The sequence below is a fragment of the Stieleria neptunia genome (genome assembly GCF_007754155.1).
Taxonomy (GTDB): Bacteria; Planctomycetota; Planctomycetia; order Pirellulales; family Pirellulaceae; genus Stieleria; species Stieleria neptunia.
The window spans coordinates 2,871,406-2,887,066 of the sequence record NZ_CP037423.1; the positions used below are offsets into that span (position 1 = coordinate 2,871,406).

The 15,661-nt window shown below is 55.1% G+C and carries 14 protein-coding genes; 1 reads left to right on the top strand and 13 read right to left on the bottom strand.

Annotation, left to right across the window (positions count from 1 at the left end; translation table 11 throughout):
- Window positions 1-12 precede the first annotated feature (12 nt).
- The 4 genes from Enr13x_RS10135 to Enr13x_RS38860 are packed head-to-tail and all read right to left on the bottom strand — an operon-like array spanning window position 13 to window position 3,855.
- Window positions 13-966, bottom strand: coding sequence for a polysaccharide deacetylase family protein (locus Enr13x_RS10135; RefSeq protein ID WP_145385952.1), 954 nt, complete (start codon window positions 964-966; stop codon window positions 13-15).
- On the bottom strand, window positions 963-2,237 hold the full coding sequence (locus Enr13x_RS10140; RefSeq protein ID WP_145385953.1) for a glycosyltransferase family 4 protein: 1,275 nt from the start codon (window positions 2,235-2,237) through the stop codon (window positions 963-965). Before Enr13x_RS10140 ends, Enr13x_RS10135 begins: the two co-directional genes overlap by 4 nt.
- Complete coding sequence (locus Enr13x_RS10145) at window positions 2,234-3,199, bottom strand: sulfotransferase domain-containing protein (protein WP_145385954.1); 966 nt, start codon at window positions 3,197-3,199, stop codon at window positions 2,234-2,236. Before Enr13x_RS10145 ends, Enr13x_RS10140 begins: the two co-directional genes overlap by 4 nt.
- Window positions 3,142-3,855 carry a glycosyltransferase family 4 protein gene (locus tag Enr13x_RS38860; RefSeq protein WP_261344199.1) on the bottom strand — a complete coding sequence of 238 codons (714 nt, stop codon included), beginning with the start codon at window positions 3,853-3,855 and terminating at the stop codon, window positions 3,142-3,144. Before Enr13x_RS38860 ends, Enr13x_RS10145 begins: the two co-directional genes overlap by 58 nt.
- Here Enr13x_RS38860 and Enr13x_RS38865 point away from each other — a divergent pair.
- Window positions 3,799-4,104 (top strand): hypothetical protein, encoded by a 306-nt coding sequence (locus Enr13x_RS38865; RefSeq protein WP_231744189.1) that lies wholly within the window; start codon window positions 3,799-3,801, stop codon window positions 4,102-4,104. The genes Enr13x_RS38860 and Enr13x_RS38865 overlap by 57 nt on opposite strands.
- A gap of 356 nt (window positions 4,105-4,460) precedes the next feature.
- Here Enr13x_RS38865 and Enr13x_RS10155 read toward each other — a convergent pair whose 3' ends face one another.
- The 9 genes from Enr13x_RS10155 to Enr13x_RS10195 form a co-directional block, all read right to left on the bottom strand.
- Entirely contained in the window at window positions 4,461-5,660 is a 1,200-nt protein-coding gene (locus Enr13x_RS10155; RefSeq protein ID WP_197455918.1) for a glycosyltransferase, read from the bottom strand.
- 4 nt (window positions 5,661-5,664) lie between these two features.
- The gene (locus Enr13x_RS10160; protein WP_145385957.1) at window positions 5,665-6,660 is read right to left on the bottom strand and encodes a sulfotransferase domain-containing protein; all 996 of its coding nucleotides are present in this window, start codon (window positions 6,658-6,660) and stop codon (window positions 5,665-5,667) included.
- A gap of 14 nt (window positions 6,661-6,674) precedes the next feature.
- Window positions 6,675-8,174, bottom strand: a complete 1,500-nt coding sequence (locus Enr13x_RS10165; protein WP_145385958.1) for a hypothetical protein — start codon at window positions 8,172-8,174, stop codon at window positions 6,675-6,677.
- A complete protein-coding gene (locus Enr13x_RS10170; protein ID WP_145385959.1) occupies window positions 8,171-9,379 on the bottom strand; it encodes a glycosyltransferase family 4 protein in 1,209 nt (402 codons plus the stop codon). Before Enr13x_RS10170 ends, Enr13x_RS10165 begins: the two co-directional genes overlap by 4 nt.
- 31 nt (window positions 9,380-9,410) lie before the next feature.
- Window positions 9,411-10,544 (bottom strand): glycosyltransferase family 4 protein, encoded by a 1,134-nt coding sequence (locus tag Enr13x_RS10175; RefSeq protein ID WP_145385960.1) that lies wholly within the window; start codon window positions 10,542-10,544, stop codon window positions 9,411-9,413.
- 179 nt (window positions 10,545-10,723) lie between these two features.
- Window positions 10,724-11,515 (bottom strand): class I SAM-dependent methyltransferase, encoded by a 792-nt coding sequence (locus tag Enr13x_RS10180; protein WP_197455919.1) that lies wholly within the window; start codon window positions 11,513-11,515, stop codon window positions 10,724-10,726.
- A 2-nt stretch (window positions 11,516-11,517) separates the two neighbouring features.
- Entirely contained in the window at window positions 11,518-13,053 is a 1,536-nt protein-coding gene (locus Enr13x_RS10185) for a lipopolysaccharide biosynthesis protein (RefSeq protein WP_145385962.1), read from the bottom strand.
- Window positions 13,054-14,910: a polysaccharide biosynthesis protein gene (locus Enr13x_RS10190; protein ID WP_197455920.1), complete on the bottom strand. Its 1,857-nt coding sequence runs from the start codon at window positions 14,908-14,910 to the stop codon at window positions 13,054-13,056.
- 109 nt (window positions 14,911-15,019) lie between these two features.
- Complete coding sequence (locus Enr13x_RS10195; protein ID WP_145385964.1) at window positions 15,020-15,661, bottom strand: exosortase C-terminal domain/associated protein EpsI; 642 nt, start codon at window positions 15,659-15,661, stop codon at window positions 15,020-15,022.

Consider the following 15,661-nt stretch of genomic DNA (forward strand, 5'->3'; position numbering starts at 1 on the left):
CCATTCGAGCGACTACCGCTCTAACATGTTCCGTTGCGGCGTTCGCAAACGTTCAACCGGTCCAGAATTCGAGCGGTGCTGCAACTGAAAGACGTCGCGTATAGTTCCAAAGTCGAACTGTCGGATCAGCTTTGACAGCTTGTTGACGGTCTTTCCCCGATTGATCAACTGCATTCGATGTGCGAATCGAGTTTTCCACGGCGCTGCACGAACGGCCACGTCAAAGTCGGGATTGCTCGTGTTGTCGGCAAGTTCATACGGGTGCAAATAGACCACGGCGTGGCGGTGCTCTCGTTCGACTTGCCGAATCGCGGACGCATTCCAATCGTAAGGCAAATACCTGAGATAGCCGCCACCGGCGGCCGGCCAACGACGTCCCAGTCGTTTGACAACGGTCATCGGGATTTCCAAGATGCTTTTGTTTCCCCGCTGAACCGTCCACGGCACCAGCGGGGCTTGGGGGTCACCGTAGTGCCTCCCAGAAAATGGAAATACACTCGAATCGTATTGGAAGCCCAGATCGCACAGCACGTCATAGGCCCACGGGGTTGACCGGTCCAGGGAGAACTGCGGCGCGCGAAATCCACAGACCGCCGTGCCTCCGATGTCTTCCAGCGTTTCTCGTGAACGCCTCAGATCGTCGCGAAACTCTGATTCGGTGACCTTGTTCACGTAGATGTGAGAAAAACCGTGAGAGCCCAATTCGTGGTTCTCGTTCACAATTCGCCTGACCAGGCTGGGAAACGTCTCGGCAACTCGCCCCACAATGAAAAACGTTCCACAGACGCCGGTCGACGCGAGGAGATCGAGCAGCTTTTCGGTACAGGTCACAACCTCCCGTGTTGCTTGAACATCGGTTGCAAAATAGTTTCGTTGGAAAATTTGATAGTAGCACTCGACATCAATCGTCAGTGCGTGTTTAGGACTCGAAGGAGATTCGATACGGGTGACTGCCGAACGGGTCATCGGAGCACCCCAGACGGATCAGACTCTGGGGACTCCGCTCGATTACCGGTTGCCGACACGGTGGAGCAATCGGGTGTGCGGCTCAATGGAGGCGGCGGCTCAATGCCCTTGGAACGCAACAGTCGAAGAAACTCTTGGTAGTTGGCTTCCCAAACGGGCTGTTGCTGAAACCTTTCGAGAACGCGTCTTCGGCCGGCAAGCCCGTGCCGTAGCCTCATCGAGCCGTTGTCCAGGTAGCATTCGATCGCCGACGCTAATTCTGCCGAATTCCCAAGCGGCACGAGCTTTCCCGTCACGCCGTCTTCAATCGCATCGACGCAACCCAAGGCGTTGGTCGTGACGATCGGACGCTCCATCGCAGCAGCTTCGAGCAAGGCGTTTGGCAACCCTTCGCGATAGCTGGGAAGCACAACGAGATCCATGATGCTGTAATACGGTGCCGGATCCGGAACCTGCCCTGCAAGCAATACCCTGGGATCCGACTGGAGAGATTCCTTGACGCGTTGGTCGAGTGGATGGTTGTCGTCAAATCGACCAAGCATCAGCAGTCTGGCACTCGGATGACGTGTTGAAATACTTCGCCAAGCGTCGACAAGCTCCGCAACACCTTTGATCGTTGCGATGCGTCCGATGAACCCGACCACCTGTTCCGCGTCGGAAAGGCCGAATTGCTGACGCAGCCGATCACGCCGCTCTTGGCTGACGAGTTCCGGATTGAATCGAAGAATCGCATCCACGCCGTTGCTGCTGCCGCCAGCCAACACCTTGATCTGCGAGATCGGGCAAAGTCGCTCTTTCGCGGTCAGTTCTCGAAGCGATGGGCTCACGGCCAAAACTTGATCGGCAAGCGCGACCGTCAATTTGTAGGATCCCCAAACAAGCGGCCGTTTGAGTCGGCTTGCTGTCGAAAGCTGAAGATTGCGTAGCAGGAAGACCTTGATCGGAACTCCAACGCAACGCGCGGCGATCGTTCCCAATAACGCCGCTTTGGGCGTACTGGCGTGAATCAGATGGGGCTTGAATTCGCGGATTCGTGACAGAACGCGGAAGAATGAACGTAGATCTCGGAACGGGCTGATCTTTCGCGTCATTTCAACGGAGGCAGTCGAGACTCCTTGGCTTTCCCCGAACTCCGTCAGTTCCTGTCCCGGCGACGTGATCACCTGAATCTGAAACCCACGTTCCTTCATGTAAGCAACCTGACCACGAAGAAAACGCAGCGTTTCGGGCTTCGTCAGTATATAGAGCAGTCGTATTTCTTCGTTTTTCATCTATCCTTTCCCGCCGAACCCACCGGCTCTCCGTCAGTACGCACCCGTCGATTCGTGTTCCAGGCACGTGTCTTGTTATTGAAGTACGCAGTGTCCTCGTGATGCAATTCTTGAAGGTAGTCACGCACTTCGGCTGGCATTGGGTCAGGCTTGCTCGGTGGGCCTAGCAGAACACGCTTAAGCCCTGCGTGTTTGAGCAATTCGACCACCCGATGCATGCCGCCGGTTCGCAGTCGAAGTGCACAGGCCGCCGACAGTTTGGCAATGCTCATCGATCGAGGTTGTCGAATTTGACCAAAGCGTTCGGATGCGTTCTCCGGAAGACGGATTCGTTCCACGCCGATAAAATCACAAACATCATCGACAATTTTGCTCGCCTCGCATTCGAGGGTGTCCTGACGAATGTAGAAGCAATGATCTTCGCCGAATTCCGATTCCCACCTCGGACAGTAGTCCGCATAGCGACCCGAACTCTCGATCTCGGGCATTAACTTCACCGCTTCAAAATAGTTGTTCGGGACCCGGCCTTTGTTGCGATGATGCCTGAATAGCGACCATGTCCGATCAACCGGATCACGCAAATGGATGATCACTCGAAGCCCGTCGAATTGGCGTAGTCTGACGAGCGCCTGATCAGAATGGAAGTACGTCGGGCAGATCTCGCCCGCCAGTCGATGTTCCGAGTGATCGGCAAAATGTCCCCAGTACCAATCCATTCCTTTTTCATAACGCGCGTCAAAGAACTTTGTCTCTTTAACGTGCAGCGGAAATGACAACTCCCGATGGTGCCGAAGGTGATGGTGCAACCACGACGTCCCGGTGCGCTGCGGTCCGACAGCCACGAATTCAAGTCGACGTACGAAACCATTCATTTCAATAATTGTCACAATAGAACAGAGACATGTCAGACCACTGTGGGTACAAGTAGTTCGTCGAACAACGCTTGATACTCCGTCGCCCAATTCCGGATCGATCGCTGATTTGCGACAAAGTCAGCACCGGCCGAAGCCACCTCGGGAAGCAGATGTTGATTTGACAAGCAATGCGAAAGCTTTTCGGCGAAGGCAACTTCATCTCCGACGGGGCTGATCCAGCCGGTCTTGCCATCGGTGATGACATCCGGAATTCCGCCGGCGGCGGTCGCCAGAACTGGCAACTTCGACTTCATCGCCTCCAGCACGGCCTGTGGGACCCCCTCGATATTTGAGGTGAGCACGAATAGGTGACACTCGCTCAGCAGACGTGCGACGTCATCTCGCCAGCCCAGCAGATCCACCTTCGATTCCAGGCCGTTCTCCGCAATAAACGACCGGACCTGCGAAAGATAATCTCGATCATGGCACGGCCCAACGAGTCTCAACTGGGCGAAGGGGAATTGCCGGGTGATTCGTCCGAATGCTCTCAGTAGAAGCATTTGATTTTTGCGTTGGTTCACTGAACCTACACAAATCATTCGGAACGGATCCCACGGAGGATCGGACCGATTCCTTGGATTCGCGTCGTCCCTGATCCGATCGTCATCGACTCCAGTCGCGATCGTTTGAAGCTTGGCACGATTTCGATGCAATTGGTTCGCGCTGAACGTCGACAATTGAACGTGGTCCCCTTGAGTGACCACGCGGGCGGCAACGCGAAACGCAAGGTTGTGGAGGTGCCGCAAAATTCCTTGCGAGTGCTTTTCCATCCCGATGTCCCAAATCAGTGGAATACCGAGTTGTTTGGTCGCAAGGCCGGTCAACAAGACGCCCTTCACATTGCGCGTCCACAACAACTTGACCGCGTGATGCCTCAGAATCTTGTTGATGGAACGGTTGTGATCAAGGAGATCCTTCCCGGCCGCAATCTTCCTGAGCACACCTCCCGATAGAGATTTTCCATCCTGCTCGCCGATGCGATGCGATTGCCCGAGGATGATCGGTTGGATGTCGAGTTTTAAGACGGCATCACTAAACTCGCTTTCTCGGTTCGTAATGACCACCGGATCGAACCGCTTTCGATCGAGATGCCGAATCAGGTTATATGCCGTACGGGGCCCACCCGTGAATGACCGATTGAACCCAATATAGAATCCGACCCGTGCCGGTCGTTCACGCATCATCTTGTTGAGACACATACATGGGGTGCCGCGAAAAAGGAGACAGGTGACAACATTGCGAAGCCCCCGTCACGCTCTTTGAATTTTCGTGCCTGACTTCTTTTCCGTACGACAAACCAAATCCGATCCTAAACGCTGCCAGAGCACTCGCTTGTTGTCAGCAGCGGCCCTTTTGACAACGAGCGAATCGAACCATCAATCGTTTCGTCAATCAGACGGCCGTATTCCTCCGCGATCAGGGGGCTACTGAACTGATGTGCTCGCTCCATCCCCAACGTCGCCAAACGGTTTCTTTGATCCGAATCGAGCAACAACTCGATCAGCGCACCAGCGAGAGCGGAGGCATCTCGGGCGGGAACCAACTTTCCGTACCGGCCGTTGTCGAGAATCTCCGCGGGACCAAACGGACAATCCGTTGACACGATCGCGGTCCCGCACGCCATCGCCTCGACCAGAACGTTTCCAAAGCCTTCCCAAAGTGACGACAGCACGAAAATGTCGGCCCGACGGAAGAAACAAAATGGGTTTTCCTGAAAGCCGAGAAACTTGACAGCGGAGCCAATACCAAGTTTCGACGCCTGGGCTTTCAATGTCGCTTCGTCCTGTCCTTTTCCGAGGATCCATAGCGTCGCGTTTGATTCTTGTCGGACCATCTTGAACGCATCAAGCAGAACGGGAAACCCCTTCTGTTTTGTCAATCGGCCGCAAGCGACCAACAATGGACCTTCGACCTCCGGCCCCTCGACAACCTGATGGCTGCGTTCGATCATTGCTTCATCAAACGCGGCATTATGAATCACCGCGACCTTCCCCCGACAGGCTGGAATCGACTCGCATAGATCTTCTGCGACCCCCGTCGACAAAGCGATAATCTGATCCGACTGTCGGTACGCCCGCTTGATCCCGAATTGAGCCATTTTCAACGGCAAGGGAAGTTGCTTGATCTGTGCCGACAAGTTGTTTTGGATCACACAAATCAGTTTCGGACGATCACGCCCGGTAAAACAATCGACCGCTTTCGCCATCGATGCACAGGCATGCCCCATGACGGGAAGGACGGCGCAAGGCCTCGTCTCCCGAATCATCTCCTTCAAGGCTTTAGTTGACTGCAACATCGCCAAGGTCGAACTCTTTTTTCCGGGCGGAAAAATTTGGTGCAGCGTTACGTCGGGCCGCAGCATGGATTCGTAAGATCCGCCTCCGCGGGCGACAACCAGAGACACGTCAAATCGTTCGCGATCCAACGAGTTGACGATCCGCAGCAAATGCATCTCTGCACCGCCCCCACCGAGCCGCGACGTAAAAAAGAGAATGTTTTTGCGAGACACCGTTCTAACAACCATTGGAGTGCAAATAGTCGATCCCAAAGGATTCCGCGAGACGTTCATTGTCTTCTCGGAAGTATTCTCTCAACCGACCGATGGCGTTCATCGATTCGGTGTCGACGCTGCGGCGCCGGTCGCCCTGTAGCCCCCGGTAGATCCACTTCAATCGTGACCTGATCGCCTTGTGGTTTTCCAGGGCCCGTGCCGTCGCGGTTGCCAATCGATGCACATACCATGACCGATTGACGACGGTAGGTTTCTCTTTGCGGAGGTATTGACGAAAGTCCGCAAACGCATCCACACCTAGTTTCTCGCACACGGGGGCGACCGCGGACTCTGGACGACGAACAAAGTCTTCGAACTTGCAAACCAGAAGTCTGGATCTGCCGATCGACTCCGACCAGCGTTGCAGATGTTCGATGTACCGACTGTTCGAAAGCTCGCGGCAGAAAATCTGATAGATGGCGTCGGAAACAAAATGCTGTCGAATGGATTCCATGTTGTCGTCGAGCAGGCAATCGACGTAGTTCGGGAATCGCAGTTTCCGCTTGATATGCGTCTTGTTCTGCTGAGCAAAGATGAATGAAGAGTGCATCCGTTGTGCAGGATCCCTCACCATGAAACATGCGATACAGTCTTGAGCGTCTGACGCCAGGACCCGACGTGCGGATTCTTGGTACAGGTAGTGCGTCGTGCCGTCCATCAGTTTCTTCCCCGCCTCGACCGCCCCTTCCTCGAAGAAACGTCCGTAGGATTCGAGGCCATCGCGAAACGGGGTTGCCCCCGACGGTTGCAGAGGGTAATCACGATCCACGAAGAAAAACGTCTCTTTGGGTGTCGATGCCGCGATCTGGGGATGCTGCGACAACAGAGAAAACAGCGTGCTGGTCGCACACTTCGGTGCCCCGCCGATCAACAGTGACGGCAGGGCAACGGCGCGTCGCGCCGTTGAAAGCTGGCTGTTTTCGATGTCGGAATTCTGACGCAGCGGATCAGGTTCCATGGTGTTCTCTCACGTTAGGTTGCATCACCGGACACCTTGGCATACTGCCTTGCGGTGGCCCCGCCCAACGACGACAGCCCCACCAGAAATGTCAAAAGTACAATGGGGGCGATCAAGTGCAGCCACTCGCGATACCCGTTGTGATCAGGTCTGAGCAGGACCAGCGTGACAACATAGATCGCGATCATTCCGGGAGCAGTCTGATACCGCAGGAATGTCTCGGCCAGCACCCTTAAAAAAACTCCCCAGCATGTGAAGACGCCGATCACGCCCGGCACGTGAAGGTTCCAGTATGCCTCTCCGATCGATCCGGGGGGAATGCCCTTGAGATCGCCGAAGAACACCCAGGCACATTGTCGGCCGATCCCGTTGGGTTTGGATTTCCAGATTGCTCTTGGGATAAACCGAAACAAAAACTCCGCATACGACTGCCCGAACAGCATTGAGACTTCGCCCGGTACTCGGTAGACGATCGGATAAATCGCTCCACCTTCCCCGGAGCGACTGCTCAATTCCGTCATCGCGTTATTCATCAGCGAGGATGCGGATTCGCCCTGCAAAAAATCCGTTGAAACGCTCCCTTGGCCGCGAAAATTTGCCTTTCGAAACAACCGACCGACCGACAGCATCAAGAATCCGGTCAACACGATGACGAGCACGAGGGTGAAAGAAAACTGCTGGCGCCGAACGATCCAAACCGAACCGATGATCAAGATCGCCATCATCGGATCCGAGCGTTTTCCCGACACCATGTATTCCAAAACAATTGCCGAAATCACGACGAATGGCAAAAACAGGCTCCTGCCTATCTTCGGCGGGGTCGCCGCCAATACGCATGCGGCACCGAGGGCGAACGTTGTAAATACCTGCAACGTCCCGACGAATGATGAATCTCCTTCGTAAACTTCCTGAGACCTTCCCCGAGCAAGATTCAGAATGTGCTCTTTGATGCCACCGGTCAGTAGTACAAGGAGCACGAGCGAGCAGGCACCAATCGTCAACCAAAGGAAGACGCCGGGTACGAGCAGGGAATTGGCGCGTTGACGGAATTTGATCAACGAAGACGCGGGCAAAAGTCCTCCCAAATAGTAGCCACCGATCGTCGCGATCTGGGAAACGAAAAAGAGCACGCAGACAAAAAAGTGCACTTCATTCAATTCGTACGGCCCCAGTTCTGGCAACGCGATGTGTGTACTCAGTCCGTGGATTTGAATTCCAGTCTTCTTGATCGCGTGCATCAAGAGTGTGAACAGAGAGATGTAGACGACCGGATGAAAGTACCCGTTCATTCGGGGCGCCCAGAGGGGGAGAACATAGCCGAGTAACACCAGTGCGTTCCCGGCAATCAGCAGCAAGGCATTTGGAACGGCCAACTGCAACGTCGCCAGCGTTTGAACGCCCCAGTAGATCAAGACGATCAGCACCAACAGGACGCGCAGAACCATCGGGATCGGAATAAACGGTGATCGACGCTCGTCCGCCACGCGAACGTACGGGTGTGACAGCGCGTTCATCGTTTTGACAATAAACCCAGATAAACGTCTTCGTACTGCCGAATGATCGTTGTCGCTTCAAACAGGTCTCGTGCCGTATCAATGGCCCGTTCCGCAACTTCGCGGCGATGTGTTTCGTCACTCAATTCCGCGACGGCGTCCGCCATCGCATCATAGTCCGATTGGGCGACGACCCGACCACAGCGATGCGTCTCCAAAATCTCCCGCGCCGAACAAACGTCGAAGGAAACGACCGGCGTCCCCGTCGAAAGACTTTCGATCATGCATCGGGCCAATCCTTCGTTTGCCGAGCCGACAATCACCAGGTCAAATGCGTTGTACCACGTCGCAACGTCACTGGCGAAACCGACAAATCGTACGGCGTTTCCGCCAATCCTTTCGGCGGCGTGAAGACAACTTGCGGCATAATCGTCGGCCGACGGCGCAAAGTCTCCGAGAAAGTAGAACTTGGCGTGTGGAACGCGTCCCAAGATTGCCGGTGCACCAGTTTCGAGAAACGGCAATTGTTGTTTTCGTTGATTGAACGCACCAACGTATCCGATCGCAAACTCGTCTTCGCGAATTCCCAGTTCATGACGAAGTTCGCGAGATGGTGCGACGCCGCCGGGCGAAGAGGGCACGATGCTGTAGATCGACCGGACTAGCGGTTTACGTCGCTCGTGGCCGCGCAGCAGACGGGCTTTGACACCGTCGCCCATTTCGTCGGATAGGACGATGATCTCGTCGACGAGGTCGACGACTCGCCATTTCCAACCATATCGTTGACCCGGTGGTTTCAGATTGCGGAGATTGAACACCAATTTCTTTCCGGCCAACCGAGTTGCAAATGCAACTTGTCGAAGCGATTGAATGTCGTTGCAGTGGACGACATCGGCGTCACACCGCTTGATCCAACGGAAAAAGTCTCGAGTCTCTGCAACCAGTCCGCCGGCCCGCCAAATCCCCTTTGCTTGTCGCTGTCGGCCGCCAAAGCGGATCACTTCAATGCCGGCCTTTCTCCAGCGAGCGCTAAAGTCGCTTTCTCGATCGGTGAGGACCACAGGCCGAATCCGTCGAAACCGCGTCAGGATTTGTGTGATACTCTCCAGTCCCCCGTTTGCCTGGTGTGGCCCGTGGTAAATGCAAAAGGCCACCACCGGGACGCTGCCAATCGATGGCTCGCCTTCAGAACGGTGTTGCGACGTTCGTGTGGTCGTCGTGTGCATGATTTGCTACCTGGCCACTTCGGTTTTCAGCTCAGATCGCTTGACCGAGGATCCGTTTCGCCCGTTCTTGCCATGTATATCGCTGAACGTCAAGTCGCGCTCGATTCCCAAGTGCTTGCGCGTATCCCGGTTCGGCGATCAGCTTTTGAATCGATGATTGCCAGGAATCCACACAGTCCGCGGCGATGCATAACGCGTTGGTTTCGTGTTCCAAGATTTCTTCAAGCACGGGCAAAGTCGACGAAACAATGGGTCTGCCTGCCGACATGTATTCGAACATCTTCATCGGCGAGAGGTATGCCGATGTGTCTTTGCCGCTGGAACTCTTGACGCCGTCTTGATAGGGCATCAATAGGATGTCTGCGGCCGCAAGGTATTCCGGAACACGTTTTTGCGGTGCGAAGCCGAGCAAGCGAAGATTATTGAGGCCATTGGTTTGGCCGCGAAGACGTTCGATCTGGTCGTCGTTGCCGCCAACGATCAAAAAGCAACAGTTGGAGAGCCGTTCGGCCAAACGAATGATCAGTTCAATCCCTCGGCCGGCATGCAAACTTCCGACGTAGGTGATGACCGTCCGCGTTTCCTGCCCGAGCCCCAAATCGTTGCGGATCGCGGTCTGATCGAAAGCACGATCCAACCAGGCTTGATCGACCGCATCAGGCTCCACCATCACATTGACGTCGGATGCAATCGCTTCCGAAAAATGCTTCGCTAGGGCGTGCGTGATCGCGATGACCCCGCGACTGTACTTCCCCCGCACCGCGTGCCGGACGGCCTTCGTCTTGACATAGCTGTGCGTTGGGCTTTCGTGAAGTTCTAATACGAAGGGACGTCGAGCGAGATAGCCGGCTCCCCACCCCACCCACTCGTTTCTTGTGTGAATGAATTCGGGCCTCGCCACGGCGAGGGCGTGTCGCGTCATGCCGCCGGCGTACCACAGTTTGCCAGGTCGTCGGGGCCGAACATGCGAGATGTCAAAAACGGGTTGAACATCGTAGAATGCATGGAAATCAGCAACACCGGATTCGCAACGCTGCGGCCGATCCGGAACGACCAGCGTGACGTCATGGCCCAATTGTGCGTACGCCTGGCACATCTTCATGACGTGCACGCTATTCGCCGTCCGCGACGGAATCATCGAGTTGGAAAGGTAGCAGATTCTCATGCAACAGTTGCCCTAGTATTCCGTGTCACCTTGGTTTTCAAGTAGGTCATGCTGTGCATGACGTTCTTACGAGCGGAAAAGGGTCAGGTACCAAAAACCAAATGGCCCGCAGGGTGCTTCGCATTTTTGGTACCTGACCCCTTTTCCGCGGTACCCCAAGTAAAAAAGTTGACGAAGCACTAGTGAATCGATTCCGTGGATGGCCTGGCATGCACGAAGACTCGTGCGCCATTGTGTTCGGCGGCGTTCAGATAGCGGCGACAGTAGATCCGGAACAAGGCGCCGAGCGTGGCACCCTGGTTCAAGATGAACAAGCGGTTGTGGAACAGTTTCTTGATCAGCGTGTCACCAATGAACGAACGCTTATTCAGGAACTCAACGGTTTCAATCTGAAAATAGGGACTCAACGCAGATGTGATACTCGCCGCGTCGAAATGCTGGTAGTGTTTTTTGCTAACCGGCACGTTCTTGCTGGGGACCGTGACGATCAAATGCCCATCGTCACCGATTCGGTTCCGCATGCCGCGAACGAATCGTGGCAAATCGTCTGGAGGGATATGCTCAAGGGTCTCGATTGCGGTACCGACGTCAAACCGTCTTGCCATCTGTGTGTCGTCGTAGATGTCACAACACCGGTACTCGACGTCCGGCGACAGTGCGCGGGCGAGTCCGACGGCACGCTCGGAATAATCGATTCCGACCAGATCCTTGCCTGGAGCGGCACGGTTTAGGTCGCGAAGCAACCGGCCGTCTCCGCAACCAAAGTCGATCATCGATTGGAAATCGATCTTCAGGACCTCGTCCCTTACGAACTGGAGATAGGACAGGTATTGATACCCCCACCGCAGCGATTTCATTTGTTTGTACCTGCCACGATCGTAGTTCGGCAGGTAGTGATACGGAAAAACGTACTGTTGCTCCTGAATTTCCTGTTCGCGTTGAAGATCCACGGTTGGATTGGATTGAATCATAATCAGGCCTCCACGCCGAGTTTTCGGCTGCGTGGAAAAGAAGAATAGAGGGACTGCAACCTGTAGAGGTCGGCGAATCGTCTCCATCCTCCTGAGACAACGACAAGACCGACCAAGTACGAAACCACAAAAACTAGGAAAGACAACAATAGGGAAGGTATTGGATCAAGTTGAACCGTCTTGTTCAGAGAGATCGTCAGCAATGCAGCGGCCAAAACCGAGCACGCAGGTCGCCAGGCCGATCCGTAGACGTCTCGTTCGTGCACCGGCATACCCCGAAGACAAAATTTGATGCCGGGAACCCGCAATACGAGTGCTGCGGATGAAAACCCGATCGCCGCACCGAGTGCCCCCCACTGGACACCGATTGCGACCGCTAGGGTTGTGATGGGGCCCGAAATGAGCCGCCAATAAAGCCGGCGATCGGTTCGCCCCATCGAGACGTTGACCCAACTCGTCGCGCCGTCGAGTGTTTGGCAAAACGCGGCGATACTGAGGGCCCGGTAGATAGGGACGGCGTCGATCCACTGGTCGCCCAGGACAACGAGAATCAGTTGTTTCGAGGAAATGGCGGCATACGCCATGATCGGCATGGTGCAGGTGAGCGTCAGTAATAAGGCCCTGCGATAGTAGGACCGATAGGCGATGACATCGTCTTGAAGTCTGCTCAACGCCGGGATCGCGACATCGTTCAGCGGTCGCAAAAGCAGCGTACGCGGAAGCTGCAACAAATTCATCGCACGGGAGTAAAACCCCAATGGGGCTGCCCCCCACATCATCCCGATCAGCAACGAATCGACTTTGGTGGTGAGATAGCTCAGGAAATTTGACGCGGTCAGGTTTCCACCGAAATTGAGCATCGACCGCACACCGCTGCCGCGCACTGGGAGCCCCGGACGCCAGGGGCAGGCGAACCAAACGTAGGCTGCACGCGATGCTTCCATGGCAATCAGTTGGACGACCAGTGCCCAATAGCCCCATCCGTTTGCCGCCGCCCACCATGCACATAAGAATGCGGTCAGTTGCGCACCGACATTGATCGATCCGACCACCCGCAGTCGCATTTGCCGCTTCAGTATCGCCATTTGCTGCAAGGACAAACCGCTAAATAAAAACGTTGTACCGAGAGCGATCGTCAGCCAAATCAGCCGTTCGTCATCGTACATCCAGGCAACAACGGGAGCCGAGAGGGCGACCGAAAATGACAACACCAGGCTAATGGCGATCACGATCCAAAACAGAGTACTCGCCTGCTGATGGTTCAGCGATTTGCGTTGAATGGTTGCCATCGATAGTCCGGCATCACTAAACATCGATGCAAAACCTGTGATCACCAGCGCCATGGCAACCAGCCCAAAGTCATTCGGTTCCAGGAGCCTGGACAGTACCGCGAGCGAAGCGACTCGAACCAGTACGCCACAACCCTGAGCGAAAAGCGTGGTGAACGCGCCTCGCGCCGATCGACGGTTGAGGTTGCGTTCCAGGTCTCGGGTGCAAAACGGATCGGCAACTGCCGTGGGGTTGGTCAACTCGAGCACCTATTTGGGTCTTGCGAAGCTCGATTCAATCGACTGGTTCGACGTTCCATCGAGGGACAACAATGCCTCCCTCGCGTCCTGCTCCGATGTCGCCGGAGAAGACAAGAAATCGATCAGCCCTCGAACACTCGATTCATCCTGCTCGCTCCGGTCGACCGACATGATCTTCTCGTGAGCCGTTCTGCGAATGTCGCCGTGGGCATCGGCGAGCTCTTCGTAAAGTTTTTCACCCGGGCGGATGCCGGAAAAGACGATTTCAATGGCGTCTTCCGGCAAACCCGAAAGCCGGACCATGTCACGCGCAAGATCAACGATTTTGATCGGCTTGCCCATGTCGAGAACAAACAACTCCCCGCCTTTGCCCATCGACGCGGCTTGTAAAACCAGTTGTGACGCTTCCGGTATCGTCATGAAGAAACGGGTCATTCGTTCGTCGGTCACCGTGATGGGCCCGCCTTGTTCAATTTGCTTTTTGAACAGGGGAACGACGCTGCCGGCCGATCCCAGCACATTGCCGAACCGCACGCTCATGAATTGGGTCGAGGATTGGCTGCTGATGATCGACACGTACATTTCTGCGACACGCTTGGTGGCTCCCATGACACTGGTGGGACGTACCGCTTTATCACTCGAGATCATGACGAACTTTGCGACGTTGTATCGATGTGACGCGTCGACGACGTTGCAAGTCCCAATGACATTGTTGACGATCGCTTCACCGATGTTGCGTTCCATCAACGGAACGTGTTTATGAGCCGCCGCGTGAAACACCACATCAGGTTTGTAGTGCCCGAACACTTCTTCCATTCTCTCACGATCGCGAATATCGGCGATCATCGTGGCAAGCTCTGTGGCGGGTGCGATGGCCTGCAATTCCTTTTCGATGTGGTAAATTCGGTTTTCGCCTCGCCCGAGCAAGACCAAACGCCCGGGACGAAATGCGATCAGCTGGCGACAGATTTCCGAGCCAATGCTTCCGCCCGCTCCGGTAACCAGGATCGTATTTCCCTGGATCAGATCGCGAATATTCTCAAGATCCAGTCTCGCGGGCTCCCGTCGCAACAGGTCTTCGATGTCGATTTCTCGAGTCGGAATCCTGCTCGCGCCGCTCATGCGATGCTCGAACTGTGGCACAATGCGAAGGTCGACCCCCAAGTGCTTGCATGACTCCATCAACTCACGCATCACTTTGCCGGGCAGAAGCTCCGTGTGTACTAAGATCTTCCGCAAATCGTGATTCCGAACGACTGATTCCAGTGCCGACAGATGTCCTAGCACGTTGAATCCTCCGATCGACTTTCGCGTCACGTTGGTGTTGTCGATGGAGATCAAGCCCACGATCCGCAACGGAAGTCTGCCGTGCGATTGGATTTGGCTGGCGAGAAACACGGTTTCGTCATCGAGTCCGACGAGGGCTGCCGGTCGGTAGCGATCTGCGACCAATCGCGGGCGAATGAACTCAAAGAACAGTCGCCATGCCGACCGCAGTCCGCCGACGAACAGGAGCGTAAAGATTGCATCAAACAGCAACACCGATCGGGGGATGCTGATGCTATTGCTGAAGTAACCTGCCGACGCAATCGCAAGGAACGAGATTACACAGGCGTGGACGATTCCGATCAGATCGCGAAAGCTGACGATTCGCCACCACCCATGTAGCTGCCCCGTTGCAAGAAAGATGACCGTCTTCAAAGTAACGATCACGGGCATCGTCACGCAAAATGCGATGTAGTAGTGGTCAGGAATCGACAGGTCAAAACGCAGCAAAAACGCCAAAGCGTAAGTTCCCGCAAAAAGCAGCGTGTGTGCGACGACCAGCAGCGGAAGCCGATAGCGAACGATAGGATGATCCTTCACGCTCGACCGACTCCCATGCCCGGTGTCTGCCGAGCGATACAATCCTTGTTTCTCTTTGACCATCTCTATTCCGTCGAGTTTGTGATCGAAAGCCACCACCGCGATGCGTTCAGCTGTTGCCGGATTCAGATGGCGAAACCTCGTTGGACAGTTCGCCGGCGAACTGCGTCAATAGTTCTTCGCTTTGGTGGAGTCCGGTGTCGCGGGTCTCGAGCATGAACTTCAACAGCGGCGGCCACTCCTTTTGCCCCCAACAGACCTTTCGACGCAGCAATCGATGCTCGATGCGATCTAGAAACACGTGCTCACCGAGTTGAAACCAATACAAGACTTGGATCCGGCGTCCGGCCTGTACAAAATGCAGCAGCTTTCCCTGAAAGCTCTCGCCATCGCGTCGAGTGACTTCGACAATCTCTTCATCAATTTGCTCCCAACCGGCTTCGCGGTAGCATTGCTGGGGAAAGTGAAGTCGCAAGTACTCGTCGGTCCAAACAGCGTGCACAAGCACCTCCCGGCCCGCCTCGTCTCGATACACGCGGTCAACGCCTGCTTTCGCTCGAAGAATCTCTCGGATCCGAGGATCAGCAGGCAGGTCCTCGCCGGTCCATTGACCGAGTTGCAACGCGGTTTCGTCAAGACTTCGATCGGGAGGAACAACACTTCCCTTTTCATAGCCGTCACGGATGTAACTGACCGCAAAGTTTCCTGCGATCAGCAAGAAGACGGCAAAAACTGATTTGTGGATCATCAT

Excerpts from the sequence above, each read along its gene's own strand:
- Enr13x_RS10175 (WP_145385960.1), bottom strand. The coding sequence starts at position 10,544 with ATGAGAATCTGCTACCTTTCCAACTCGATGATTCCGTCGCGGACGGCG.
- Enr13x_RS10160 (WP_145385957.1), bottom strand. The coding sequence starts at position 6,660 with ATGGAACCTGATCCGCTGCGTCAGAATTCCGACATCGAAAACAGCCAG.
- Enr13x_RS38865 (WP_231744189.1), top strand. The coding sequence starts at position 3,799 with ATGCAATTGGTTCGCGCTGAACGTCGACAATTGAACGTGGTCCCCTTG.
- Enr13x_RS10140 (WP_145385953.1), bottom strand. The coding sequence starts at position 2,237 with ATGAAAAACGAAGAAATACGACTGCTCTATATACTGACGAAGCCCGAA.
- Enr13x_RS10165 (WP_145385958.1), bottom strand. The coding sequence starts at position 8,174 with ATGAACGCGCTGTCACACCCGTACGTTCGCGTGGCGGACGAGCGTCGA.
- Enr13x_RS10170 (WP_145385959.1), bottom strand. The coding sequence starts at position 9,379 with ATGCACACGACGACCACACGAACGTCGCAACACCGTTCTGAAGGCGAG.
- Enr13x_RS10195 (WP_145385964.1), bottom strand. The coding sequence starts at position 15,661 with ATGATGATCCACAAATCAGTTTTTGCCGTCTTCTTGCTGATCGCAGGA.
- Enr13x_RS10135 (WP_145385952.1), bottom strand. The coding sequence starts at position 966 with ATGACCCGTTCGGCAGTCACCCGTATCGAATCTCCTTCGAGTCCTAAA.
- Enr13x_RS10180 (WP_197455919.1), bottom strand. The coding sequence starts at position 11,515 with ATGATTCAATCCAATCCAACCGTGGATCTTCAACGCGAACAGGAAATT.